The 23,121-nt window shown below is 61.3% G+C and carries 24 protein-coding genes and 1 pseudogene; 10 read left to right on the top strand and 15 right to left on the bottom strand.

The window, feature by feature from the left end:
• Positions 1 to 127 precede the first annotated feature (127 nt).
• From JFV30_RS00495 to JFV30_RS00475, 5 genes are all read right to left on the bottom strand, one after another.
• Positions 128 to 2,686: a TonB-dependent receptor gene (locus JFV30_RS00495; protein WP_201121506.1), complete on the bottom strand. Its 2,559-nt coding sequence runs from the start codon at positions 2,684 to 2,686 to the stop codon at positions 128 to 130.
• 128 nt (positions 2,687 to 2,814) lie between these two features.
• Positions 2,815 to 3,783 carry a FecR family protein gene (locus JFV30_RS00490; protein WP_201121505.1) on the bottom strand — a complete coding sequence of 323 codons (969 nt, stop codon included), beginning with the start codon at positions 3,781 to 3,783 and terminating at the stop codon, positions 2,815 to 2,817.
• Positions 3,780 to 4,319, bottom strand: coding sequence for an RNA polymerase sigma factor (locus tag JFV30_RS00485; protein WP_010176638.1), 540 nt, complete (start codon positions 4,317 to 4,319; stop codon positions 3,780 to 3,782). The genes JFV30_RS00490 and JFV30_RS00485 overlap by 4 nt, the downstream gene beginning before the upstream one ends.
• Positions 4,320 to 4,503: 184 nt before the next feature.
• Positions 4,504 to 5,391: a dihydrodipicolinate synthase family protein gene (locus tag JFV30_RS00480; RefSeq protein WP_201121504.1), complete on the bottom strand. Its 888-nt coding sequence runs from the start codon at positions 5,389 to 5,391 to the stop codon at positions 4,504 to 4,506.
• A 27-nt stretch (positions 5,392 to 5,418) separates the two neighbouring features.
• On the bottom strand, positions 5,419 to 6,201 hold the full coding sequence (locus JFV30_RS00475) for an aldolase (protein ID WP_010176636.1): 783 nt from the start codon (positions 6,199 to 6,201) through the stop codon (positions 5,419 to 5,421).
• A 104-nt stretch (positions 6,202 to 6,305) separates the two neighbouring features.
• Here JFV30_RS00475 and JFV30_RS00470 point away from each other — a divergent pair, with 104 nt between their 5' ends.
• The gene (locus tag JFV30_RS00470) at positions 6,306 to 6,848 is read left to right on the top strand and encodes a helix-turn-helix domain-containing protein (protein ID WP_010176635.1); all 543 of its coding nucleotides are present in this window, start codon (positions 6,306 to 6,308) and stop codon (positions 6,846 to 6,848) included.
• Between the two features lie 838 nt (positions 6,849 to 7,686).
• Here JFV30_RS00470 and JFV30_RS00465 read toward each other — a convergent pair.
• Positions 7,687 to 8,703, bottom strand: coding sequence for a DUF4917 family protein (locus tag JFV30_RS00465; RefSeq protein ID WP_201121503.1), 1,017 nt, complete (start codon positions 8,701 to 8,703; stop codon positions 7,687 to 7,689).
• A 127-nt stretch (positions 8,704 to 8,830) separates the two neighbouring features.
• On the opposite strand from JFV30_RS00465, the gene yiaY reads away from it, so the two are divergent.
• Positions 8,831 to 9,979 (top strand): L-threonine dehydrogenase, encoded by a 1,149-nt coding sequence (gene yiaY / locus JFV30_RS00460; protein WP_010176633.1) that lies wholly within the window; start codon positions 8,831 to 8,833, stop codon positions 9,977 to 9,979.
• Here the strand turns inward: yiaY and JFV30_RS00455 are convergent.
• Positions 9,946 to 11,133 carry an MFS transporter gene (locus tag JFV30_RS00455; protein WP_201121502.1) on the bottom strand — a complete coding sequence of 396 codons (1,188 nt, stop codon included), beginning with the start codon at positions 11,131 to 11,133 and terminating at the stop codon, positions 9,946 to 9,948. The two genes, yiaY and JFV30_RS00455, sit on opposite strands and share 34 nt — an antisense overlap.
• Before the next feature lie 115 nt (positions 11,134 to 11,248).
• Between JFV30_RS00455 and JFV30_RS00450 the strand changes: the two genes are divergently transcribed.
• The 5 genes from JFV30_RS00450 (at position 11,249) to JFV30_RS00430 (ending at position 16,591) form a co-directional block, all read left to right on the top strand.
• Positions 11,249 to 11,923 (top strand): NAD(P)H-binding protein, encoded by a 675-nt coding sequence (locus JFV30_RS00450; RefSeq protein ID WP_169387289.1) that lies wholly within the window; start codon positions 11,249 to 11,251, stop codon positions 11,921 to 11,923.
• Entirely contained in the window at positions 11,924 to 12,835 is a 912-nt protein-coding gene (locus tag JFV30_RS00445; RefSeq protein WP_201121501.1) for a LysR substrate-binding domain-containing protein, read from the top strand.
• 236 nt (positions 12,836 to 13,071) lie between these two features.
• Entirely contained in the window at positions 13,072 to 14,265 is a 1,194-nt protein-coding gene (locus JFV30_RS00440; protein ID WP_201121500.1) for a CaiB/BaiF CoA transferase family protein, read from the top strand.
• Entirely contained in the window at positions 14,262 to 15,200 is a 939-nt protein-coding gene (locus JFV30_RS00435; protein WP_201121499.1) for a hydroxymethylglutaryl-CoA lyase, read from the top strand. Before JFV30_RS00440 ends, JFV30_RS00435 begins: the two co-directional genes overlap by 4 nt.
• A 59-nt stretch (positions 15,201 to 15,259) precedes the next feature.
• Entirely contained in the window at positions 15,260 to 16,591 is a 1,332-nt protein-coding gene (locus tag JFV30_RS00430; protein ID WP_010176627.1) for an MFS transporter, read from the top strand.
• Here JFV30_RS00430 and JFV30_RS00425 read toward each other — a convergent pair whose 3' ends face one another.
• The gene (locus JFV30_RS00425) at positions 16,592 to 17,080 is read right to left on the bottom strand and encodes a DMT family transporter (RefSeq protein ID WP_201121498.1); all 489 of its coding nucleotides are present in this window, start codon (positions 17,078 to 17,080) and stop codon (positions 16,592 to 16,594) included. It abuts the gene before it with no gap.
• Positions 17,081 to 17,157: 77 nt separating this feature from the next.
• On the opposite strand from JFV30_RS00425, the gene JFV30_RS00420 reads away from it, so the two are divergent.
• A complete protein-coding gene (locus JFV30_RS00420; protein WP_242487000.1) occupies positions 17,158 to 18,066 on the top strand; it encodes a LysR family transcriptional regulator in 909 nt (302 codons plus the stop codon).
• 6 nt (positions 18,067 to 18,072) lie between these two features.
• On the opposite strand, the gene JFV30_RS00415 is transcribed toward JFV30_RS00420, so the two are convergent.
• Both JFV30_RS00415 and JFV30_RS00410 read right to left on the bottom strand, forming a co-directional pair.
• Positions 18,073 to 18,357 carry a type II toxin-antitoxin system RelE/ParE family toxin gene (locus tag JFV30_RS00415; RefSeq protein WP_201121496.1) on the bottom strand — a complete coding sequence of 95 codons (285 nt, stop codon included), beginning with the start codon at positions 18,355 to 18,357 and terminating at the stop codon, positions 18,073 to 18,075.
• On the bottom strand, positions 18,347 to 18,586 hold the full coding sequence (locus JFV30_RS00410; RefSeq protein ID WP_010176623.1) for a CopG family ribbon-helix-helix protein: 240 nt from the start codon (positions 18,584 to 18,586) through the stop codon (positions 18,347 to 18,349). The genes JFV30_RS00415 and JFV30_RS00410 overlap by 11 nt, the downstream gene beginning before the upstream one ends.
• 209 nt (positions 18,587 to 18,795) lie before the next feature.
• Here JFV30_RS00410 and JFV30_RS00405 point away from each other — a divergent pair, with 209 nt between their 5' ends.
• Positions 18,796 to 19,323: a DUF4142 domain-containing protein gene (locus JFV30_RS00405; protein WP_003212082.1), complete on the top strand. Its 528-nt coding sequence runs from the start codon at positions 18,796 to 18,798 to the stop codon at positions 19,321 to 19,323.
• A 55-nt stretch (positions 19,324 to 19,378) separates the two neighbouring features.
• Here JFV30_RS00405 and JFV30_RS00400 read toward each other — a convergent pair whose 3' ends face one another.
• Positions 19,379 to 19,792, bottom strand: a complete 414-nt coding sequence (locus JFV30_RS00400) for a low affinity iron permease family protein (RefSeq protein ID WP_201121495.1) — start codon at positions 19,790 to 19,792, stop codon at positions 19,379 to 19,381.
• A 203-nt stretch (positions 19,793 to 19,995) separates the two neighbouring features.
• On the opposite strand from JFV30_RS00400, the gene JFV30_RS00395 reads away from it, so the two are divergent.
• A complete protein-coding gene (locus tag JFV30_RS00395; protein WP_342215019.1) occupies positions 19,996 to 20,754 on the top strand; it encodes a GNAT family N-acetyltransferase in 759 nt (252 codons plus the stop codon).
• Here the strand turns inward: JFV30_RS00395 and JFV30_RS00390 are convergent, their stop codons facing one another.
• The 4 genes and pseudogenes from JFV30_RS00390 to JFV30_RS00375 all read right to left on the bottom strand — a co-directional run bounded on the left by JFV30_RS00390 (position 20,755) and on the right by JFV30_RS00375 (position 23,048).
• Positions 20,755 to 21,255, bottom strand: a complete 501-nt coding sequence (locus JFV30_RS00390) for a methylated-DNA--[protein]-cysteine S-methyltransferase (RefSeq protein WP_201121493.1) — start codon at positions 21,253 to 21,255, stop codon at positions 20,755 to 20,757.
• Between the two features lie 130 nt (positions 21,256 to 21,385).
• A pseudogene (locus JFV30_RS00385) lies at positions 21,386 to 21,762 on the bottom strand (type II toxin-antitoxin system HicB family antitoxin).
• A gap of 23 nt (positions 21,763 to 21,785) precedes the next feature.
• Positions 21,786 to 21,968 carry a type II toxin-antitoxin system HicA family toxin gene (locus JFV30_RS00380; protein ID WP_201121492.1) on the bottom strand — a complete coding sequence of 61 codons (183 nt, stop codon included), beginning with the start codon at positions 21,966 to 21,968 and terminating at the stop codon, positions 21,786 to 21,788.
• Positions 21,969 to 22,139: 171 nt separating this feature from the next.
• On the bottom strand, positions 22,140 to 23,048 hold the full coding sequence (locus JFV30_RS00375) for a LysR family transcriptional regulator (protein WP_201121491.1): 909 nt from the start codon (positions 23,046 to 23,048) through the stop codon (positions 22,140 to 22,142).
• Positions 23,049 to 23,121 lie beyond the last annotated feature (73 nt).

Genomic DNA, 23,121 nt, shown 5'->3' with positions numbered 1-23,121 from the left:
TTGTCCCCCGTCGGGTTCACCACAGATTGATGGGGCTGCTTCGCAGCCCAACGCGGGGCAAGCCCGCTCGCCACAGCAAGCCAGCTCCCACACTGATCGGGTTTCCAAGCCGAATGCTGGTGAAGGGTCAGAAGAACCGCGTCACGCTGATCTTGGCATCGCGGCCCTTGGTATAGGCGCGGTCGCCGCTCAGGGCCGGGCGGAAGTTGTTGTTGAACAGGTTGTCTACGGTGAAGTTCACCTCGGTGCCCTTCAGATAAGCCTGTTGCGGCTTCCAGCTGGCGAACAGGCCCTGGGTGTTGTAGCGCTTGTTGCCGTACTGATCGTAGAACAGGTCGCCGATGCTGGTGCCCGGGCCGCCGGAGTACTTGTCGCTCGGCAAACGGCTGGTGGCGCCGATGAACTGCCCTTGCCAGCCCACCTGCGCATCCAGGCTCGGGATCTTGGTGCCGAGCACGATCACCCATTTGGTCGGCGGAATATCCCGCGCCCAGACGTCCGGCCCCCATGGGTTGGTGTAGGCACCTTCGTGTTTGCCGGTGGTGTAGGCGAAGGACACAGAGCCGAACACGTAGGTGGAGTCATAGAAACTCTCGGCCTCGAAACCCTTGATGGTCATGCCGCCGATGTTGCGGTAGTTGGACATCGCCCCCGGCGGGCAGGCGCTGGAAATCGTCCCGCCGTTGACCGCCTGATTCTGGCAGCCCACACCCGTGTTCTTGAAGATCTCGTCCTCGACCTTGTTGTGGAACAACGTGGTACGCAGTTGCAGGTTGTCGCCGTGGGTGAACACGTCGGCGAAGCTCGTGACGTTGCCCAGGGTGATCGAGGTGATGCGCTCCGGGTCCAGGTCGAGGCTGGTGGCGGTGCGGCTGCCCAGGCCCTGCACTTCATACTGCTCGTCGATTACCGGGGCGCGCCAGGTGCGGCTCCAGTTGGCAAACATCGCCACGTTCGGGGTGATGGTCCAGTACGCCGCGAGGCGGGGCGACCAACCGGTGTAGGTACGGTCGCTGTAGTCGTGGCCGATGGCCGGGTCCGGACTGCTGTAGTACGGCGCGTCGTTGGCTTCGCCGCGGTTGCGCACATGGTCATAGCGCATCGACGGGGTAATGGTGACATCGCCCAGCGTCACCGCGTCCTGGATAAAGAAACTGTTGGTGTCGACCTTGCCATGGGGCATGAAGCCCGGCTGGAAGTGCCCGTAGTTGTATTTGGGGGTGTTGTAGGTAGCGCCGGGCATCCACATTTCGGTTTCCCGGGTGTGCTTGCGGATCTGCACCCCGGTGGTCACCGCGTGCTGCAACTGGCCGGTTGAAAACAGGCTGACGTTGCGTACGTCGAGGTTCTTGTCGTTGTAGGAGGTGTCCATCTTGCGCCCGCCGGTGGCCAGTTGGAAAAACGCTGTGGCGTCACGCTCGTCGGTCTGGTCGGTGTTGGACTCGGAATACTTGATGGTCAAGTCCACCAGCGGGTTATTCATCGGCTGGTATTCGTACTTGCTGCTCCAGGTGGTGTCGACGGTGTTGCGGTTGGCCAGGAAGCGCTTCAGCGCGGCTTCGTAGCCATAGCGGTCGATGTTGGCCTGGGTGGGCGGCGTCGGGTAGCTGGCGGCGGAGAAGGGCGTCCAGCGCTGGCTGTTGGAGCGTGAATACGACAGGCCCAGGCTGTGCTCGTCGGTGAAGTGGGCGTTCACCTTGAACAGTTTGCCGTCCACATTCTGCGCGCTGTTGGGCAGGCGCTTGGGGTTGATCGGGTACTGGTTGTTGTCGTTGGGCAGGGTGGCGGCCAGCTTCATGTCGCCGCCGTCGCGCTGGGTCAGGTAGGCGAGGGCGTCGAAGCGCCCGTCGTCGGTACGCCCGTAAACTGCGCTGCTGTAGACCTGCTCATGGTCGTTGCTGGAGTAGCCGTACTTGAGCATGGCGCCGCTGTTGCGCCCGTCCTTGAGCAGGTCCGGGGCATCCTTGGTGGTCATGTTGACCGTACCGCCAAAGCCGCCGTTGCCGCTGAAGGGCGAGTTGGGGCCTTTCTCCACTTCGATGCTCTTGATCAGTTCGGGCTCGATAAACACGGTGCCTTGCTGGTAACGCTCAAACCCGCTTTTGGTGGCGCCATCGACGGTCAGCGGCACGTCTTCGGCATCGCCGAAACCGCGGATATTGATGGTCTGGCCGCCGGGCTTCAGCGAGCCGCCCTGGCTGATGCCGGGCAAGGTTTGCAGCAGGCTGGGGATGTTATTGGACTGGTAACGGTCGATGTCGGCCTGGCTCAGGGTGGAGCGGCCGACGGTGGTGGAGTCGACCTCGTTGCCGGTGCCGATCACGCTCAGGGCTTCCAGCTGAATCGCGCTGCTGTTGGTGGTCTTGCCTTCTTCGGGCCGTACCACGTAGGTGCTGCCGACCTTGAGCAACACGAACTCGCCGTCCTTGAGCAGGGTGCGAATCGCCACTTCCGGTGTGAAGTCGCCGTTGAGGGCCGGCGCCTGGACATTTTTCAGCAGTGTTTCATCGAACAGCAGCTGGATTTTCGCTTGCTGCGCCACCTGGCTCAGGGACGTGGCCAGGGACTGGGCCGGCAGTTGCAGCTTGAACGACTCGGCCTGGGCACTCAGGCTGAAGGCCAGGCAGGCGGCAATGGCGGTGGGTCGAATAAACAGGTGCTGAACGTGGCAAGGCGCGCGAAACATGAAATCCCCCGGAGTAGCCAAATGGCCAAAAAGGTGTGCGTATCAAACGCAGACCCGAGGAAGACGCGGCAGGAAAAATAATCCTCACATGCGAATGCAAAATATTCTCAAACAAGAGTTTCGCGGGGTTATTTGCGCGGTTCGATCCTGATATTGCCGTCTGCCAACGCCACGGTTTTCACCGGCAACAGGGCCGGCAGCGCGTTGAGCAGAGCGTCTGGATCATTCACATCCAGGTTGCCCGAGACCTTCAACTGCGCTACCGCGCTGTCCACCAGCAATGGCGCCTGGGGCCGGTACAGGCTCAACTCGTCCATCAAACTGGCCAGCTCGCGATTACGAAACGACACATGGCCGCCGCGCCAATCGGCGACCTCGCCGGCGGTGAGGGTTTGCTGCTGCACGGTGCCCTTGGCATAGCTGAGCGTGGCGCGCTGCTGGGCGCCGAGCAACAGGGCGGGCACCTTGGCATCGGCGTCGAACGCCACTTGGCCGTGGGCCACACTGACCACCAGCTGCTGCTTGCTGCGCCGCACGTCGAAGCCGGTGCCTACCACCCGCACATTGGCTTCGCCGGCCTGCACGAACAGCGGCCGTTCCTTGTCGGCGGCCACCTCGATATACAACTGGCCCTGATCCAGGTGCACGATGCGCTGGTGACTGTTGAAGTCGACCCGCAAGCGCGTGTTGGCATTGACGTACAGCGTGCTGCCGTCGGGCAGATGCAGGGTGCGCATGCCTTTGGCATGGGCCGCGACCTGGGTGTGGAACAGCTCACGCGGGGCGCCGATGTTGCTTGCCAGCACGGCACACACCAACGCGGCAGCCACCGCCAGGGCGGGGCGCCACACGGGTGTCTTGCGCACGGGCAGCGGTGTCGGTTTGTTCAGTTGCTGCAACTGGGCCAGGTCGGCCCACAGCTGTTCGAACTCGGCATAGGCGCGGGCATGGGCCGGCTCGGACTGCCAGGCGGCAAACGCCTTGCGGTCGGCGCGCGCCGTGTCATTGCGGTTGCGCGCAAACCAGCTGGCGGCCTGGGCATCGATCGAGTCGCTGGCCTCGATGTCACAGGTGTCGATGTCGCTCAGGCGGTTCATTCTGGCTGCTCCTTGCCGTGTTCTTGTTGAAGTCGCTGCTTGCAATGCAGCAGGGCAAAGGCGATGTGCTTTTCCACCATGCTGACCGAAACTCCCATGCGCTCGGCGATCTGGGCCTGGCTCAGGCCTTCGAAGCGGTGCAGCATAAGGGCTTCTCGCCTTCTGGGCGAGAGTTCAGCGAGGACTTCTTTCAACTGTTCCAGGCGTTGCAGGCGTTGCGCGGCGGCCATGGGATCGTCTCGCGGGTCGCTGACAGACTCGGCATCCAGTTCGGCCTGTTGCTGGTGGACGGTGTGCCGCACCTTCTGTTTGCGCCAGTGATCGCGCAGCAGGTTGCGCGCCATCTGGAACAGAAACGCCCGTGGCTGCTCGACCTGAGCCCGGTCGCGGTAGTCCAGCCATTGGGTGAAGACATCCTGGGTCATGTCTGCCGCGTCGCTGGCGTTGTCCGTGCGTTTGCGCAGGAAATGCAGGATATCTGCATAAAACCCGCGAAAGGCATCGGCCGACAGCGGGTCGGGCTTGGGACGAGACATGGATATCCTTCTTGACGAAGCACGACGTAGAAAAGTCGCGAATGATATCGAGAATTATTGTCATTTGTCTTTATCGAAATACACGCATCAGTGTGGGAGCAGGCTTGCCTGCGATGCAGGCACCTCGGTTTGTCAGAAATACCGAGGTGATGCCATCGCAGGCAAGCCTGCTCCTACAGGGGGTTCACCGCAATGTGGTCAGTAGCTCTTGAAGCTGAACCCGGCCAGCCTCACCCAGCGGGAACACCGGCAAGCGTGGGTCCCCGCACTCCAGCCCCGTGAGCCGCAAACCGGCCTTGATCGTCGCCGGCAAGCCGCCTTTGAGGATGAAGTCCAGCAACGGCAACTGGCGATAAAACAGCTCCCGCGCTTTCTTCAGGTCATTGGCCAAAACGGCTCCATACAGATCCAGATTGAGCTGTGGAATCAGGTTTGGCGCTGCCGTGCACCAACCCTTCGCGCCCGCCGCAAACGCTTCCAGTGCCAGCGGATTGCAGCCGTTGTAGAACGGCAACTGGCCCTCGCTGCGCCGATACAGCTGGTGCATGCGCTGAATATCCCCGGTGCTCTCCTTGACCATGGTCACGTTGTCGACGCTTTCGACGATGCGCAGGATCAAGTCCACCGACAGGTCTGTACCGCTGGTGGCCGGGTTGTTGTAGAGCATGATCGGCACGCTGATGCTGTCACCGATGGCCGCATAGTGGGCGAGGATTTCCGCCTCGCTGAGCTTCCAGTACGAGGCTGGCAATACCATCACCACGTCCGCACCGTGGCTTTCGGCAAACCGCGCGCGGCGCACGGCCTTGGCGGTGGTCAGGTCGGAGACGCTGACGATGGTCGGCACGCGCTTGCCGACCTTCTGGAGGCTGTAGGCGGCGACGTCGTCCCACTCCGCATCGCTGAGGTAGGCGCCTTCGCCGGTGCTGCCCAACGGTGCGATGGCGTGCACGCCGCTGTCGATCAAGCGGTCGATGGAGCGCCCGAGGGCGTTCAGGTCAAGGTGCTGGCCGTCTGCACTGAACGGGGTGATGGTGTAGCCGATAATGCCGTGAATAGAAGGGCTGGACATGGAAAAGTCTCCGGTCGAAAAAGGGGTTCAGTTCAGGCAATCGGCGTGTTGACGCAGGTTCTGCCGAGCGTAGTAGTTGAACGCGGCGCCATGGCGCTTGGGCTTGGAAATCCAGTCATGGGCTTCGCGGCCCAGTTCCGGCAGGATCGGCTTGATCGTGCCGGCGGCCATCGCCAGCAGCTGCAATTTCGCCGCGCGCTCAATCAACTGCGCGATGACACAGGCTTCCTCGATGCTCGCCCCGGTGGACAATTGACCGTGGTGGGACAGCAGGATGGCGCGCTTGTCGCCCAGGGCGGCGGTGATAATTTCGCCTTCTTCGTTGCCCACCGGCACACCGGGCCAGGCTTCGAGGAAGGCGCAGTCTTCGTACAGCGGGCACAGGTCCATGTGGGACACCTGCAGCGGCACTTCGAGCATCGACAATGCAGCGATGTGAGTCGGGTGAGTGTGGATGATGCAGTTCACGTCCGGGCGACCGCGGTACACCCAGCTGTGAAAACGGTTGGCCGGGTTGGGCATGCCATGGCCTTCCAACACCTCCAGGTCTTCGTTGACCAGCAACAGGTTGCTGGCGGTGATCTCATCGAAACCCAGGCCCAGTTGCTGGGTGTAATAAGTGCCCGGTGTCGGGCCGCGTGCGGTGATCTGCCCGGCGAGGCCGGAGTCGTGGCCGTTTTCGAACAGGATCCGGCAGGTGAGCGCCAGCTTTTGCCGGTCGGTCCACGTATTATCCGCCAGGGTGCTTTGCATCTGGGTCAGTGCTTGCTTGACCAGTTGGTCTTTCGGGAGTGCTAATGTCTTGGCCATATCAGTGTCCTTGTTCGCCGCAAATGACACGAAAGAGACTATATGACACAAAGTGTCATTGGCAAGCATTCATCATCGCCTCTTTAATGGATTAACCGCTGCACATGTCTATCCGTTTGAAAATACTGAGAAAAAAACTTGGCGTGACCCTGGAGTCGCTCGCGGAAAAATCCGGGATGACCAAGAGTTACCTGTCGAAAGTCGAGCGCGGGCTGAATACGCCGTCGATTGCGGCGGCGCTGAAACTGGCCAAGGCGTTGAACGTGAAGGTCGAAGAGCTGTTCAGCGAAGACAACGTCAGCCTGGACAGCTACAGCCTGGTGCGCAGCCATGAGCGGCAGGCCTTGTCGGGCACCGATGCGTCACCGGGGTATGCGGTGCTGGCCCATCAGGTCAGTGAGCGCAGCCTGCTGCCGTTCATCATTTATCCGCCGGCGGAGTTCACTGACAAGACTTTCAAGGAGCATTTGGGGGAAGAGTTTTTGTTTGTGCATGAAGGCCAGGTGGAGGTGGATTTCATGAGCGAGCGGGTGGTGTTGAACCGTGGGGATGCGCTGCATTTCAATGCGCAGAAACCTCACCGGATTCGGTCGGTGGGGGAGGTTCAGGCGCAGCTTTTGGTGGTGGTGCACAGCAGCGACGAGTGATTTTGGGTTTGGGTACATATCCGTTATTTGGGTGATGGCTTCGATGGGTTCCGCTCTTACAGCGGGTCACTTTTGAAAGGAGCCCAAAAGTAACCAAAAGGCTCTTGCCCCACCACTCGGCACCTCGCCTAGGCTCGGTGTGCCCTCTCTCCGGCTTTGGAGCGTGGGCCGCCGCGATGGGCCATCCTTGGCCCAGCGCGGCTAACCCGGCGTCCTGCCGGGTTACCCACGCTCCAAAGCCTGCGTTCGGCCAGCGTGGTTTAACGGGGCGCCCAAGATCAAGATCAAAAGCAGATCAAGAGCACAGCGGCCTACAGGCCGGCTTGAGTGGTGTGAAGCAAAGGCAAAATCAAAATCAAAAGCGGGCACGGTCCAAATGTGGGAGCTGGCTTGCCTGCGATGGCCTCGCCTCGGTGCATCTGAAAAACCGAGGTGTCTGCATCGCAGGCAAGCCAGCTCCCACAGAAAGCAGCTCTGTTTTCGCTTTGGCTTTTGATCTGGCTTCTACCACTCAAGCCGGCCTGTAGGCCGCTGTGCTCTTGCTTTTGATCTTGATCTGGCTCTGACTGCCCCAATAAGCCCGAGGCCGAACGCAGGGATTGAGGAGCGGGTAAACCGGCAGGACGCCGGTTTAGCCGCGACGGGGCAGGGACGCCCCGTCGCGGCGGCCCGCGGAGCAATGCCGGAGTGAGGGAACACCGAGCCTAGGCGAGGTGCCGACAGGCGGGGCAGAGCCCTTTGCTTACTTTGGGGCTTTTCCAAAGTGAGTCGCTGTAAGAGCGAAACCCTAAGTAGCCGTTACCTAAATAACGGATATGTACACAACCCCCACCCCCCATCACCGCTCCACCGGCACCGAAAGCCCCGGCGTGCCAAGCGCATGACTACGCGCATCAAAAAACCGCAACTCCACATCCATCCCCTCAAACAGCTCCGCAAAACGCCGCTTCTGCTGCTGGATAAACCCCGCACTACGACCAAACACCGAAATCGCCAAAGTGCTGACGTTCGCCTGCCGAATCGCCTGCACAAGATGCACATCCTGCGCGCCGAGGTGATGCCCGAAAATGCAAAGCCCACCCTCATGGCTCAACAACTGCTCATAACAGAACGACAAATAGTCAGAACTGCGAATCGTCTTCAGCTTCTCCTCAACCTTCCCCTCACTGACAAACAACGGCACATCATCCAGCGTCTTGATCGTATTGTTGATCGCAAAACTGCTGAGCAACGTGCTGTCAGTGGTCGGCAATTTACGCGCCGTACCGTCAAGGTTACGCACCAGATGCAGGCCGCCGTGCAGGTACAGAACGCGTGTGGTGTCGGTCACGGTATTGCGCAGGTCAAAGCTCGCATCGGCACTGCGAAACAGATCATCGATGCCCGGCGCCTGCAGGATCGCCCAGTAGTTGAGCAAGTCGTAATTGCTGGTAAACACCGTCGGGTAACTCGCCAATTCCTGATGAATCGTCGCCAGCGTCGAAGGCTTCACCAGGCGCCACGGGATGTGCACGCTGTGGATCGTGTTGATCAGCGCTTCCTTGATCGCGTAGTACCGATTACGCGGCGCCGCCGAGCTGACCGCCAGGGCCTTGTTGACCCGGCTGGTGGTCTTCAGCGCCCCCAGCACCTGTTCGAAGCTGCGGGTCTGCATCGCGTCAAACACGCTGAGTTCAGACTGGCTCAGGGGTTTTTCTTCCACGGTGCGGGCGTTTTCGAACAGTGAGTCGTAGGCAAAGTCTTCCCACACTGCGCGGCTGGCGCCGTTGCCGATCAGGATCCCGCTGAAGGCGGTACTGCTGCGCAAGGCGTTCCAGTCTTCTAGGTGGGCATCAAAATCCTGGGAATCCTTCATTGCGGCGGGTCTACTCAAAATCGGCTGGGCGGTGACTTTATCACGAGCGGGCGTTGATCCTGGTCAAGATGCCGCAGGCAATCGAGGTCGATGCTGTAGGCATAACGACTTTAAAGGATTAGCCACCATGAGCAGCACCTTCTTCATTCCCGCCGTCAACATCATGGGCATCGACTGCCTCGACGAAGCCATGACCGCCATTCGCAACTACGGTTTCCGCAAGGCGCTGATCGTTACCGACGCCGGGATGGCCAAGGCAGGTGTTGCCAGCATGATCGCCGAAAAACTCGCGATGCAGGACATCGACTCGGTGATCTATGACGGCGCCAAGCCCAACCCGAATGTCGAGAACGTTGAAAAAGGCCTGGCCCTGCTGAAACAGAGCGCCTGTGATTTCGTGGTGTCGCTGGGTGGCGGTTCGCCCCATGACTGCGCCAAGGGCATTGCCCTGTGTGCGACCAACGGTGGGCACATTGGGGATTACGAAGGCGTCGACCAGTCGGCCAAGCCGCAACTGCCGCTGGTGGCCATCAACACCACCGCCGGCACCGCCAGCGAAATGACCCGCTTCTGCATCATCACCGACGAAACCCGCCACGTGAAAATGGCCATCGTCGACCGCAATGTCACGCCGCTGCTGTCGGTCAACGACCCGGCGCTGATGGTCGGCATGCCCAAGGGCCTGACCGCCGCCACTGGCATGGACGCGCTCACCCACGCAATCGAAGCCTACGTCTCCACGGCCGCCAACCCGATCACCGATGCGTGCGCGATCAAGGCCATCGAGCTGATCAGCGCCAACCTGCGCATTGCAGTGCGCGACGGTAAAGACATGGCCGCCCGGGAGAATATGGCCTACGCGCAGTTCCTCGCCGGCATGGCCTTCAACAATGCATCCCTGGGGTTCGTGCACGCCATGGCTCACCAGTTGGGCGGCCTGTATGACTTGCCACACGGCGTGTGCAATGCGGTGCTGTTGCCCCACGTGCAAAGCTTCAACGCCAGCGTCAGCGCCGAACGCCTCAGCCATGTGGCCCGCGCGTTGGGTGCCGACATCAAGGGTACGTCGGCGGAAGAGGGCGCCCAGGCGGCCATTGCGGCGATTCGCAGCCTGTCCCAGGATGTGGAAATTCCTGCCGGGCTGCGGGAGTTGGGCGCCAAGTTGCAGGACATCCCGCTGCTGGCGAGCAACGCACTGAAGGATGCCTGCGGCCTGACCAATCCACGGCGGGCGGATCAGCGTCAGATTGAGGAGATCTTTCGCAGCGCGTTTTGATCGGCTCTGATCAGGGCGACGTTCAGCAGTGCGCCGCCCGCCAGCACCCCGCACAACACCGCCAACGGCCAGGCCTGCTGACTCGCCAGCAGGCTGGCCACACCACCGATCACCGCGGCCATCAACTGATGCATAAAGCCGCTCAAGGCCATGGCGTAGGAGCCGCTCACCGGCGACTCATCATTGGCCAGCGACAGGCTGATGGGATAACTCATCGACTGCCCGAACACCGCCAGGCAGTAAGGCAACCACAATAGAATCGCCAGGCCATTGGCAAACAGGCTGCCCAGCAACATCGTTGCGCTGCCGGACATCACCAACACCACGCCCCAACTCATCATCGACAGGCGCCCGGTGCGGGCGACCAGGCGATTGACCATCAACGCCCCCGCCAGATACGCCCCGCTGATCGGCCAGCCGAGCCAGCCATATTGCGCCGCGCTCCACTGGAAATGGCCCTGCAAGATCAAGGGGGCGCAGGTGTTGAAGGCGATGATCACCCCGTAGCCCAAACCGCCCGCCAATGCAGGACGCAGGAACGCCGGATGGCGCAGGATCGTGCCGTAGATGCGCCAGGCCGAGACGTGCCCGGCGGCTTTTTCCAGTGTCGGAAACACCACCCGTTGCAGCGCAATCATCAAGCCGGCAGCCGCCATCGCCAGCCCATAAAAGATCGCTTCCCAGCCAAATGCCACCTGCAACAGCGAGCCCACAAACTGCCCGATGCCCAACGCGATCACGAACGTCATGCCCAGCCACGACAGCCCCTTGGCCAACAGCGCACCGCTGAAACTGTCGCGAACCAGCACCCGCGCCATCACCGATACACCGCCCGCGCCGAGGCCTTGAACCAGCCGCAGGCCAAGAAAGGATTCGAGGTTGTAGGCGGACGGAATCGCCGCACTGGCCAGGGCATACAGCGCCAACGCCGCCAGCAGCACCGGCTTTCTGCCAACCCGCTCACCGAGGCTGCCCCAGAGCAGCATCGGCAGCGCCATGCCGATCAAATACACCGCCAGGGCCAGCGCCACCTGGTCTTCGGCGGCAGGCAATACGTGGGCAATCGCCGGTACGGCGGGTAGGTAACTGCTGATGCCAACCTGGGACAGAAAGGCCGCGCTGCAGGCGATGGCGAGGGTGGTGGTGCTTTTCAAGGGGCAAAAGATCCTGTTGAGCAGTAAGCTGCAAGCCGCAAGCTACAAGCTGCTAGTGTGTTTGTCTCTAACTAGCCGCCTGAAGCTAACCGCTTGTCGCTTAGGAACCAACCTTATGAGAGTTCTATTATTCGGCGCCACCGGCATGGTCGGCCAGGGCGTGTTGCGCGAGTGCCTGCTGGCCAGTGACGTGCAGGAAGTGGTGGCCGTCGGCCGGACCGCGCTGACCCAGGAACACGGCAAGTTGCACCAGGTGCTGCATGCCGACATGTTCGACTTCCAGCCCCTTGAGCATCTGCTGCAAGGCTTCGATGCCTGCTTCTTTTGCCTGGGCGTGTCCTCGGTGGGTATGGATGAGGCCAAGTACACTCACTTGAGCTACGACCTGACCCTGGTGGCCGCCAGCACCCTGGCCCGGCTCAATCCGCAGATGACCTTTATCTACGTGTCCGGCGCCGGTACCGACAGCAGCGAAACCGGTAAAACCATGTGGGCGCGGATCAAGGGCAAGACCGAGAACGCCTTGCTGCGCCTGCCGTTCAAGGCGGTGTACCTGTTCCGTCCCGGGGTGATTCAGCCGCTGCACGGTGTGCGTTCGAAAACCCCGCTCTACCAATCCCTCTACACTGTCACCGGCCCGCTGTTGTCGTTGCTGCGCCATGTGCGGCCGGCCTGGGTGGTGAGCACGGAAACCGTCGGCCGGGCGATGCTCTCGGCTGTCCGTCACGGCGCACCTCTGCCGGTGGTGGAGCAGGCCGACATCAATCGCCTGGCCACCGAGCGCGCCTAGATGCTGCACAAAAGCCTGGTTCGCCGCCTGGACCTGATCACCCTGCAACTGTTTGTGGCGGTGCATGAAGAAGGCACGCTGACCCGCGCCGCCGCCCGTGAAGCCATCGCCGTCTCGGCGGCCAGCAAGCGCTTGATGGAGCTGGAACAGGTGCTGGGCGTGAGCCTGTTTGTGCGCCAGGCCAAGGGTATGCAGCTGACGGCTGCCGGCGAGACCTTGCTGCACCATGCGCGGCAGATGCTGTTCAACGTCGAGAAGATGGGCCTGGAGCTGGGCGAACACAGCCATGGCGTGCGTGGTTATGTGCGGATGCTGGCGAATCTCTCGGCGATCATTCAGTTCCTGCCTGAAGACTTGCGCGACTTTTCCGCGCTGCACCCACAGGTGAAAGCCGACCTGGAAGAGCGGCCCAGCAATGGCGTGGTGCAGGGCGTGCTCGACGGTGTCGCGGACTTGGGCATCTGTTCCAGCGACACCGATACCAAAGGCCTGCCGGGCGTGACCTATCGGCGGGACAAACTGGTGGTGCTGATGCCGGCGGATCACCCGTTGGCGGCGCGCAAGGCAGTGGCTTTCGTCGAGACCCTGGACAGCGACTACGTGGGCCTGCATTCCGCCAGTTCGATCAACATGCGTACCCACGCAGCCGCGCGGGAGGCGGGCAAGGTGCTGCGCCTGCGGATCCACGTGCCGGGCTTTGACGCGATGTGCCGGATGGTCCAGGCCAACATGGGCATTGGTATCCTGCCGCAAAAGGCTTACGAGCTGTTTGGTCGGGCGTTGGGGTTGCATGCGGTGCCGCTGACTGATGCGTGGTCGGACCGCAGCCTGATTCTGGTGGTGCGTGATGAGGCGCAGTTGTCGCCGGTAAGTCGGTTGCTGTTCGATTATTTGCGTCGGGAGCAGGGCTGAGCGAAACGCTGCAGGCCTCATCGCGGGCAAGCCCTGCTCCCACAGTTGACCGAGATGTTTGGGGAAAAATCGATCCCCTGTGGGAGCCGGGCTTGCCCGCGATAGCGATTTAAAGAGCGCCCAAAATCCCCGAGCCTTCGCATTTCGCGAACGCTCGTTGCCAACTGACGGTTGGATTTCTGCTGCCCGTGTCCTCTAGCCTTGGCCCCACATTCCAAGAACAAGAGGTACACCCCATGACGGCTCCCCTGAGCGGTATAAAGGTGATCGAGATCGGCACCCTGATTGCCGCGCCCTTCGCCGCCCGCCTGATGGCCGAGTTTGGCGCCGAGGTGATCAAGATCGAAGCCATGGGCCAGGGCGATCCGCTTCGCAAATGGCGAAAGCTGCACGAAGGCACGTCGCTGTGGTGGTACCTGCAATCGCGCAACAAGAAGTCCCTGGCCCTGGACCTCAAGTCCGCAGAAGGCCTGGACCTGGTCAAGCAACTGCTGGGCGACGCCGACGTGCTGATCGAAAACCTGCGCCCCGGTGGCCTGGAAAAACTCGGCCTGGGCTGGGACGTGTTGCACGCCCTCAACCCCAAGCTGACCCTGGTGCGCATCTCCGGCTACGGCCAGACCGGCCCTTACCGCGACCGCCCGGGCTTTGGTGCCATCGGCGAGGCGATGGGCGGGATTCGCTACACCACCGGCAACCCGGATTCGCCACCGGCGCGGGTCGGCGTGAGCCTCGGTGATTCCCTGGCGTCGCTGCACGGGGTGATCGGCGCGCTGATGTCGCTGCTGCGGGTCAAGACCGGCCAGGGCGATGGCCAGATCGTCGACGTGTCCCTGGCCGAAAGCGTGTTCAACCTGATGGAAAGCCTGGTGCCGGAATACGACATGCTCGGCCATGTGCGCGAACGCAGCGGCGGCGCCTTGCCGGGCATCGCGCCGTCCAACACCTACCTGACCGCCGACGGCGCCTACGTGGTGATCGCCGGTAACAGCGACCCGATCTACAAGCGCCTGATGCTCACCATCGGCCGCGCCGACCTGGCCGAGGCGCCGGAGTTTGCCCACAACGACGGCCGCGCCGCCAAGAGCGGCCTGCTCGACGCGGCCATCACTCACTGGACCAGCAGCCTGCCCATCGATCAGGTGCTCAGCGCCCTGGAAGCCGCCGAAGTTCCGGCGGGGCGCATCTATTCAGTGGCCGATATCGTCACCGACCCGCACTACCAGGCGCGCGACATGCTGCTCAGCGCCGACCTGCCCGGCGGCCTGACCGTGAAGATGCCCGGCATTGTGCCCAAACTGTCGGAAACCCCTGGCGCGGTGAACTGGCAGGGCCCGAGTCTGGGCCAGCACACCGACTCGATCCTCGGCGACCTGGGCTTGACCGGCGCAGACATTCAACGCCTGAAAACGTCAGGAGTGGTGCAATGAAAAACTATTCAGATGCCTTGATCGTGCAGGAAGTCTCGCCCCGGGACGGCCTGCAAATCGAGCCGACCTGGGTCGAGACCGTCGACAAGATCGCCCTGATCGATCAACTGTCCCTTGCCGGGTTTTCCCGGATCGAAGCCGGCTCGTTCGTGTCGCCCAAGGCCATTCCCGCGTTGCGCGATGGCGAGCAGGTGTTCCAGGGCATTACCCGCCGTCCCGGGGTTATCTACGTGGCGCTGATCCCCAACCTCAAGGGCGCCCAGCGTGCCATCGAGTCCCGGGCCGATGAGTTGAACCTGGTGATGTCCGCCAGCCAGACCCACAACCTGGCCAATATGCGCATGCGCTGCGAAGCGTCGTTGGCAGCGTTTGGCGACATTGTGAGTTTTGCTGCTGACTTTCCGGTGCGCCTCAACGGCAGCATCGCCACGACCTTCGGTTGCCCGTTCGAAGGCAAGATCGACGAAGACCGCGTGCTGCAATTGGTCGACGCCTATCGCGAACTGGGCATCCAGGGCATCAGCCTGGCGGACACCACGGGCATGGCCAATCCGCGTCAGGTGGAGCGCTTGGTCAAGCGCGTGCTGGAAGGGGTTCCAGCCAGAGATTTGACCCTGCATTTCCACAACACCCGCGGCCTGGGCTTGTGCAATGTGCTGGCCGCCTACGAGGCGGGGGCACGACGTTTTGATGCGGCATTGGGCGGCCTCGGCGGCTGCCCGTTTGCGCCCGGCGCGTCGGGCAATATCTGCACCGAAGACCTGGTCAACCTGTGCGAAGAAGTCGGGATTCACACTGGCATCGACCTGCCGCACCTGCTGCAGATGTCGCGGCAATTGCCGGCGTTGCTCGGCCATGAACTGCCGGGCCAGGTGGCCAAGGCCGGGCGCAATTGCGACCTGCATCCGCCACCGGCCTACATCGCCACCCTGTAAGCCGCAACCAGACAACAAAAACAATCGGACGCCTGCGAGCAGTCCGCTGGAGAGAAACAATGAGCCTTAATACGTTGGAGGCCGGCGTGCGCCCGGCCGCTGAACACGATGCCGAAAAAGCCCTGGTCAGCAAGGTCGCCTGGCGCCTGATGCCGCTGATCATGGTCTGCTATCTGTTCGCCTTTTTTGACCGCATCAACATCAGCTTCGCCAAGTTCCAGCTGCAGACCGACCTGAGCCTGAGCGACACCGCCTATGGCCTCGGCGCCGGGCTGTTTGTGGTCGGCTATGTGATCTTCGAAGTGCCGAGCAACATGATGCTGTACAAGGTCGGCGCCCGCCGCTGGATTGCCCGCATCATGATGTCGTGGGGGCTGGCGACGGCGGCCATGGTCTTCGTCACGGCCGAATGGCAGTTCTATGGGCTGCGTTTCATCATCGGTGCGATGGAGGCGGGGTTCGCGCCGGGCGTGTTGTATTACCTGACGCTGTGGTTCCCGCAGCACTACCGTGGGCGCATCACCTCGATGCTGTTCCTGGCGTCGGCGTTTGCCGGGCTGGTGGGGGCGCCGTTCTCCGGGCTGGTGCTGGAACACCTCGACGGCGTGCTGCAAATGCGCGGCTGGCACTGGTTGTTTTTGCTCGGCGGTTTGCCTTGCGTGGGCCTGGGGTTCCTGGTGCTCAAGTTGCTCAAGGACCGCATCGAGGACGCCCACTGGCTGACCCCGTCGGAGAAGACCTTGCTGGCCAGCCGCATTGCCGTGCATGAACCCCACAAGAGCGGCGGGTCGCTGCTGGCGGCACTGCGTATCCCGGGCTTCCTGATGCTCGGCTTTATCTACTTCCTGATCCAGGTGGCGTCCTACGGCCTGAACTTCTGGGCGCCACAACTGATCCGCAGCGCCGGCACCCAGAGCCCGGTGATGATCGGCCTGCTGACGGCGATTCCCTACGTCTGCGGGGCGATCAGCATGGTGGTGATCGGGCGCTTGTCCGACGCCACCGGCGAGCGCCGCAAGTTTGTCAGCGGCCTGGTGGCGCTGGGGGCGGTGGGGTTCTTCTGTGCGGGGATCTTTGCCGACCACACCACCTTCCTGATCGTCGCCCTGAGCCTGCTGGGCGCCGGGATCATTGCCTCGATTCCGACCTTCTGGACCTTGCCGCCGAAGTTGTTGGCCGGTGCCGGTGCAGGCGCGGCGGGCGGGATTGCGGTGATCAACACCCTGGGCCAGTTCGGCGGCATCGTCAGCCCGGTGATGGTCGGCCGGATCAAGGACCTGACCGGCAGCACTACGCCGGCACTGTATGTCATCGGCGTGTGTGCACTGCTGGCGGCGGCGCTGTTGCTGTGGGGCTTGCCGCAAAAGCTGCGCACCCTCGACAAGCGCTGATCAGCCCGCAGTCACCAGTGACCGGGTGGGTGTGGTGCTGAATTGAATCAGTGCCACACCACCGATCAACATCAACGCCCCGACCAACCGGGGCGCGGTCAATTGGCGCTCCACCAGCCCGAACAGGCCGAAGTGGTCGAGCATCAACGAGGCGACGATTTGCCCGGCCATCGCCAGGGCGATAAACCCTGAAGCGCCGAGCTTGGGCATCAGGATCAACGCCAGCGAAATAAAGCACACCCCGAACGCACCGCCGCTCCACATCCACAGCGGCGCCCTTGTGATAAACCCAAGGTTGGGCAGCGGCAGGCGCAGGGCCAGGATCACCGGCAGCAACACGATGATGCTCACCAGCAGCGAGGCGAGGGTGGCCCATAACGGATGGCCCAGGCCGCGCCCCAGGTTGGCGTTGATCGCACTTTGAAACGGCACCACCGCCCCGGCGAACGCTGCCAACAGCAACAAACCTACCCAATGCAACGTTGTCATGATCAATCTCCCAGAGGTTTTGCTGGACTCTAAGTCATTCGTCGCGCAAATTTAAATTCCAAGTTCTTATACAGAACATGCAGCTGATGAATGATCTTCGACGCATCGACCTTAACCTGCTGGTGATCCTCGACGCCTTGCTCAGCGAGCAGCACGTAACCCGCGCCGCCGAGCGCCTGCACTTGAGCCAGCCGGCGGTGAGCCACGCCCTGGCGCGGTTGCGGGATTTGCTTGGGGACCCGCTGTTGGTGCGCCAAGGCAGCGCGTTGGTGCCCACCGCTCGCGCGCTGGAACTGGCCATGCCGCTGGCGGAAGCGCTGGCCCAGGTGCAGGCGTTGCTGGCGCCCAATCGCTTTGATCCGGCCTCGGCCAAACGCACCTTTCGGGTGGCCATGTCGGACTACAGCGCGGCGATTTTTTTGCCGGGGCTGGTCCGTGCCTTGCGCCGGGAAGCGCCGGGGATTGATTTGCAGATTATCCAGGCCAGTCGCGAGGGCATGCTGGATGGGGTGCTCAATGGTGATATCGACCTGGCCGCCGGGGTGTTTCCCGACATGCCGGCCGAACTGCGCAGCACGCCGCTATTTGACGAGCATTACGTGTGCCTGGTGGATCGTGACAGCCTGCCGAAAAGCGGCGTGCTCGACCTGCCTACTTACCTGGCACGGCCCCACGTATTGCTGGAAATGCGCGGCAGCGGCACGCCGGAAATCGAACGGGCGCTGACGGCGATTCGTGAACGCCGGCACGTGGCTATCAGCTTGCCCCACTGGGGTGTTGCGCCGCAGTTGATCCAGGGCACCGACCTGATCCTTACCGTGTCGTCGCGCGGGCTGCTCAACATTGATCACGAGCAACTGTTGGCCGTGCCACCACCGTTTCACATTCCATCGTTTGCGTTTGTACTGGCGTGGCATTCGCGGCGGGGCGGGGACCCGGCGTTGCAGTGGTTGAATGGGCAGGTGCAGGTTGTGATACAGGGTTGATCGGCGTTACCAATGGTTCGGTGGTTGGCGCCGTGTGTGAAATATTCGAAGAACCTGTAACCGTCCCTCGCGAATACGATAGGGCACGAGATAGGGCCAGCGTGGCATCACCCATTCACGTGTACCAGGAACGCGTCCTTCTCGCCCCATTGCCGGAAACTCCGCAACGTGCTCAAGCCCTGTCCGGACGGCCAGAACAAACTCATAAGCTGCTTTGGGGTTTTCCTCGGCGATGTAAGCCGCTTCGTCATCAAGATTTTTGAGTGCCGTCTTTAGCCACTCAACGCGCATTGGTACGCCATTTGTTTGCCACTGCGTCTACTTCGGCGGCGGTTGCAAAATCACCCGCATCGGCTTCTTTCAACGCCTTTTGGATTTCTTCGATTTGCCATGCTTCACGCGTCAGGTATTCGCGTAGTGCGTCGACGGCGAGGAACGATTTGCTGCGCCCGGTGGCCTTGGCGAGACTGGCGAGTGTTTCGGAGATGTCTTCAGGTAGGCGTAATGACATTACCGACATAAGTGCCTCGATGTAGTGATGTGTAATACAACATACTACATTGTCACCGTTGCATCGTTGTGTCCCGTTCGTCAGGACTGCACCTCGGTAAGGCCATACGACCGTTCGTCGCACTAACAAGTTTTTTCTAAACCTTTACCGCCCTGAAAATTCAGATTCAGGGCGGGGTTCGTTTCCCTGCACCTGTTTATTACCTGGAGGAACCCATCATGAGCCGCATGGCTATCCGGTTACGCACCGCCAGTTTCGCGATGCTGCTGGGCCTCGGCGCCAGCAATGCTTTCGCCCAGTCGCCTGCCGATTTCATTGAGCAGGCTTCGGCCAAGGGCATGGCCGATATCGAGACCAGCCGCATGGCACACGCCAAGACTTCGTCCCAGGAGATCAAGGACTACACCATCGAAGTCATCAATGAACGCACCCTGGCCAATCAGCACTTGGCCGCCATCGCCAAGAAGCTCGATCTGCCGGTAGCCCCTCGGGACAAGATCGTCGACAAGGCCGAATCGCTGATGCCGGAGCTCAAGGATGGCGACTCTTTTGACGCCGCCTATACCGCCCAGCAGATAAAGGCCAATGAAGACGCGATCGCCTTGTTCAAGCAGGAAGGCGCCGAGTCCGATATCCCGGAAATAAAGGCCCTGGTGGACGAGACCCTGCCGAAGTTGGAAGAGCGCCTGGAGAAAGCCCGCGCGCTGGCCTCGACTTATGGGAAAGGTCATCAAGGCGACGGTTGATCACCTGGCGTACCCCATGAAAAACGGCGACTGGATCACTCCAGTCGCCGTTTTTTTATGCCTGGTTCAGGTCGGTTTTGGGCTGTTCACCTTCAGTCGTCAGCGTGGTGACGGTGATGGTTTCGCTGTCGCCCATGGTCTTGTATTCCTTGCGCAATTTCTCAAGCTGCTTGCGATCAAGGCCATCGAGGCTCAGCACGGCATTTTGCGCATCCTTGGTGGCGCGCAGCAGTTCGTCGATCTTGATATGCAAAATGTCGTTGTCGCGGTTCTGTGTGTTCTGGATCAGGAACACCATCAGGAAAGTGATGATGGTGGTAGAGGTGTTGATGATCAGTTGCCAGGTGTCGTTGTAGTGGAAGTAGGGGCCACTCAAACTCCACAGAATGATCAATCCCACGGCCGCATAGAACGTGCGGGCACTGCCTGCCCAGCGGGACAGGGACTGTGAGATGGCGGAGAATTTCATGACCGTTTTCCTTTAAAGGTGGGTGATGAAAATACTGACCGCAGGCGCGCTCTGAAATTTCTTTTTACATTTGGACATCTGAACAAAGTTGTACGTTTTTTGGGTGAGCTTTTCGGAGGGATCCTACGGTGTGCTGAAGCGGCGAGGGGAAGACTGGGTTTTTGCCCGGACGAGCTTTCATGCACTCCACTGCAGCCAGCACCTTGGCCACGCTCTATCACCAGACCGAAGCGCATTTTTTTGCGGCAGTCTGTCCTTTGCATCGTCGTTATAGCGCGGGTGTAAATGCCTATTTTATCGATGCAGATCAGGTCCCATGGAACCTGTTATTTATCCGGGTGAGCAGCGTCGCGCAGGACGACGCCATGCTGGAGCCCCTGGACTTGATCCGTCGCACCACGATGGGCATACGTGTGGCGATTCATGACGACAGGGTCGAAGGCCTTCAGCCCGTGCTGACGGATTCAGGTTTTGTTGCGCTTGAAAGGTCCACGGCGATGGTCCTTGAATTGTCGAGGTTTACCCCACTGCCGGCAGACAGCCACGTGCAGATCAACCTGACCCGGCACTTGGGAGACTGGGCCGGGCCGGTGGGCAACGCCTTCGGGCTATCGGAGGGTGGCATTGCCAACTATCAGGCTCAGCATCAGCGGGCCCTGGACAGCGATCAGGCCTTTTACCACTTCACACTCTCAGTCAACACTGTTGTGGTGTGTTCGTTGACGTTGTCGATGTGTGAGGGGGAGGCCAGGCTCAACGACCTCGGCACTGAGAGTGCGGCGCGCGGTAAAGGCTACGCCACGCACTTGATTCACGCTGCACTGGTGCACGCCCAGGCCTTGGGCGCCAGGCGCTGCTTTCTTGAGGCCACGCCGGCGGGTGTCTCGCTTTATCGAAAGTTGGGGTTCGAACGGTTGTTCGGGTACCAGGCTTTCGTGCGCGGCCCTGTTGTTCAGGCGTGATTAGAGGGCGACTTTTGCTGCATCGCCATCCTCCAGCGCCAACAGGTACTGCTTGGCCTCAAGCCCGCCGGCGAACCCGGTCAACCCGCCTGACGCACCAATCACCCGATGGCACGGCGCGACAATCGAAATCGGGTTGCGCCCGTTGGCCGCGCCGACCGCACGCACGGCCTTGGGGTTGCCGATCTGTGCGGCGATCTGGCTGTAGCTGCGGGTTTCTCCGAACGGAATGGTCAGCAGCGCCTGCCAGACCTTCTTCTGGAACTCGGTGCCGGCAAAGTCCAGTTCCAGCTCGAAACGGTTGCGGGTACCGGCGAAATATTCTTTCAACTGCCGCTCGGTTTCCTGCAACACCGGGCTGTTGTTGGCTTCTTGCAGGGCGCCGAGCCGAACACGGTTGGGGCGCTCTTTTTCCCAAAGGATAGCGGTGAGTTTTCCGTCACGGGCCACGAGGGTCAGTTGGCCGACGGGAGAGGGCATGAGGGTGTATTCACAGGACATGGTCGGGCTCCTTGAGGGTGTATGGCGCTACTGTAAATGCGCCGGTCCATGGGCGAACTACGTTTCTTGCGGTGGAATTCACACCGTGAGTAGACGTTCCAGTAGGAACCCGTAGTGGGTCTATGTGCTGTTACCGATCCTGTTGCAACACTTTCAGCGCTGCTGAGGCAAGAAACCCCGAACGGCTTTTTTCTTCCGGGTGATGCAGTACATATTCATCAATACGGTTCAGCAGGTAGCCAGGCAGCGTGATGTTGAGTTTCTGCGCCTTGCCCAGGTGCAGCCGGCGTACTGCGGATTAGCTGCATGGAGCGTGACTTTCTGCGCAGCAGGAATGGGCGCACCGTCTTCTGCGAGGATCTCGAAATGGCCTTCGATCGCTTCGCGGGCCATGGCCATGGCGTCGTCCAGGTCCTCTCCGGCGGAGAAGCAACCGGGAATGTCCGGGACTTCCACACCCCAGGCGTGGTCCTCGTCACCGGTTGAAATTGCGATTGGGTACAGCATGTCTGTTGTCCTCCACGGACGTGTTAGCTGAGCAGAGCCTGTTTCAAAATGCTCTTTGCGGTCTTGTCCAAAAGGTCCTTTTTAGGATGGGGAATTGTCACCAGCCCCGGCTTGGTCGGGTGTTTGAAAGGGTGATGACTGCCGCTGATTCGCACCAGATACCAGCCGTCCGCGACGATATGACCTATCAAATATCGGCTGTCCACATCACCTCCTTGTGGTGTGTGTTGGTGGTGACTATAACCACTGAAAATAATTTATTAACACTCTACCTACCAGCGGTCGTTGACCGATGTTTCGGCAGGCGATGTATGCAGTGTATGAGGGCGGGGGAACGCTGCCGGACGGAGGTATTGCGAGGTTTTTCGGCTGGATGTTCAGAGTTGCGGGCGAGCCTGCAACAACTCATCAATCACTGTCAGGAATGCCGTGACCATCAAGCTGCGCCCATCAGTACGCGTAAGCACAAGCAACTGCGCATACGCATCCAGATCCACCAACGGCCGATAGGTCACGCCCTTGTTCATCAAACTCTGGGTGCACGCCGGCACCAGCGCCACACCTTGCCCCGCCGCCACCAGTGCAATGATCGATGTGATTTGCCGCCCCGATGGCCCGGCACGCAATGGCAACCCATTACGCCGGTAAAGCTGCTCAATGGATTGGTTAAGCCCCGAGCCGTAATCGGCGGGGAACAGAATCAGCGGGTACGCACTCAACTGCGCCAGGCTGACCTCGGGCTGGCTGGCCAGCGGGCTGTCGCTGGACACCGCCGCCACCAGCCGCTCTTCACCCAACGACAACGCCCGCACCTCTGTCTGCCCGTCCTGGGGCAGCAAGCGACTCAGGCCGATATCCAGGCGGCCATCAGCCACCTGCGCGCCGAGGCTGCCGGAGGCGCACTCCACCAGCGTCAATTGCACATCGGGAAAGCGTTGGGCGAAGGCTTGAATCGCCTGGCTGAACAAATCCGACAGGGCGATCGAACTGACGTAACCCAGCGCCAGCTGCCCGGCGGCACCTGCGGCAAGTTTGCCGGCGATGACTTCGGCGAGGTCGACCTGCTCCAACACTGCACGGGCGTAGGGCAGGAACGAACGACCCTGGGCGGTGAGCGAAACCGTGCGACTGGTGCGGTCGAACAGGCGAAACCCCAGTTCGGCCTCCAGCGCGGAAATCTGCCGGGTTAACGGCGGCTGGGCCAGGTGCAGGCGCAGGGCGGCGCGGCCGAAGTGCAATTCTTCGGCGACGGTCAGAAAGTAGCGCAGCTTGCGTAGGTCGAGCATCCTGGCCCCAGGGTATTGATCGGTCCGAAATCGGTATTGGTCTCGGGTGTGCGGGTCATTCTATAAAGGCCTC

It is taken from the genome of Pseudomonas sp. TH32, from assembly GCF_016650855.1.
Taxonomy (GTDB): domain Bacteria; phylum Pseudomonadota; class Gammaproteobacteria; order Pseudomonadales; family Pseudomonadaceae; genus Aquipseudomonas.
This window is presented reverse-complemented; position numbering and strand designations above follow the sequence as displayed.

Excerpts from the sequence above, each read along its gene's own strand:
- yiaY (WP_010176633.1), top strand. The coding sequence starts at position 8,831 with ATGAGCAGCACCTTCTTCATTCCCGCCGTCAACATCATGGGCATCGAC.
- JFV30_RS00375 (WP_201121491.1), bottom strand. The coding sequence starts at position 23,048 with ATGCTCGACCTACGCAAGCTGCGCTACTTTCTGACCGTCGCCGAAGAA.
- JFV30_RS00470 (WP_010176635.1), top strand. The coding sequence starts at position 6,306 with ATGTCTATCCGTTTGAAAATACTGAGAAAAAAACTTGGCGTGACCCTG.
- JFV30_RS00440 (WP_201121500.1), top strand. The coding sequence starts at position 13,072 with ATGACGGCTCCCCTGAGCGGTATAAAGGTGATCGAGATCGGCACCCTG.
- JFV30_RS00405 (WP_003212082.1), top strand. The coding sequence starts at position 18,796 with ATGAGCCGCATGGCTATCCGGTTACGCACCGCCAGTTTCGCGATGCTG.
- JFV30_RS00465 (WP_201121503.1), bottom strand. The coding sequence starts at position 8,703 with ATGAAGGATTCCCAGGATTTTGATGCCCACCTAGAAGACTGGAACGCC.
- JFV30_RS00410 (WP_010176623.1), bottom strand. The coding sequence starts at position 18,586 with ATGTCGGTAATGTCATTACGCCTACCTGAAGACATCTCCGAAACACTC.
- JFV30_RS00390 (WP_201121493.1), bottom strand. The coding sequence starts at position 21,255 with ATGTCCTGTGAATACACCCTCATGCCCTCTCCCGTCGGCCAACTGACC.
- JFV30_RS00435 (WP_201121499.1), top strand. The coding sequence starts at position 14,262 with ATGAAAAACTATTCAGATGCCTTGATCGTGCAGGAAGTCTCGCCCCGG.
- JFV30_RS00490 (WP_201121505.1), bottom strand. The coding sequence starts at position 3,783 with ATGAACCGCCTGAGCGACATCGACACCTGTGACATCGAGGCCAGCGAC.
- JFV30_RS00485 (WP_010176638.1), bottom strand. The coding sequence starts at position 4,319 with ATGTCTCGTCCCAAGCCCGACCCGCTGTCGGCCGATGCCTTTCGCGGG.
- JFV30_RS00425 (WP_201121498.1), bottom strand. The coding sequence starts at position 17,080 with ATGACAACGTTGCATTGGGTAGGTTTGTTGCTGTTGGCAGCGTTCGCC.
- JFV30_RS00475 (WP_010176636.1), bottom strand. The coding sequence starts at position 6,201 with ATGGCCAAGACATTAGCACTCCCGAAAGACCAACTGGTCAAGCAAGCA.
- JFV30_RS00495 (WP_201121506.1), bottom strand. The coding sequence starts at position 2,686 with ATGTTTCGCGCGCCTTGCCACGTTCAGCACCTGTTTATTCGACCCACC.
- JFV30_RS00415 (WP_201121496.1), bottom strand. The coding sequence starts at position 18,357 with ATGCGCGTTGAGTGGCTAAAGACGGCACTCAAAAATCTTGATGACGAA.
- JFV30_RS00480 (WP_201121504.1), bottom strand. The coding sequence starts at position 5,391 with ATGTCCAGCCCTTCTATTCACGGCATTATCGGCTACACCATCACCCCG.
- JFV30_RS00445 (WP_201121501.1), top strand. The coding sequence starts at position 11,924 with ATGCTGCACAAAAGCCTGGTTCGCCGCCTGGACCTGATCACCCTGCAA.
- JFV30_RS00450 (WP_169387289.1), top strand. The coding sequence starts at position 11,249 with ATGAGAGTTCTATTATTCGGCGCCACCGGCATGGTCGGCCAGGGCGTG.
- JFV30_RS00420 (WP_242487000.1), top strand. The coding sequence starts at position 17,158 with ATGCAGCTGATGAATGATCTTCGACGCATCGACCTTAACCTGCTGGTG.
- JFV30_RS00400 (WP_201121495.1), bottom strand. The coding sequence starts at position 19,792 with ATGAAATTCTCCGCCATCTCACAGTCCCTGTCCCGCTGGGCAGGCAGT.
- JFV30_RS00430 (WP_010176627.1), top strand. The coding sequence starts at position 15,260 with ATGAGCCTTAATACGTTGGAGGCCGGCGTGCGCCCGGCCGCTGAACAC.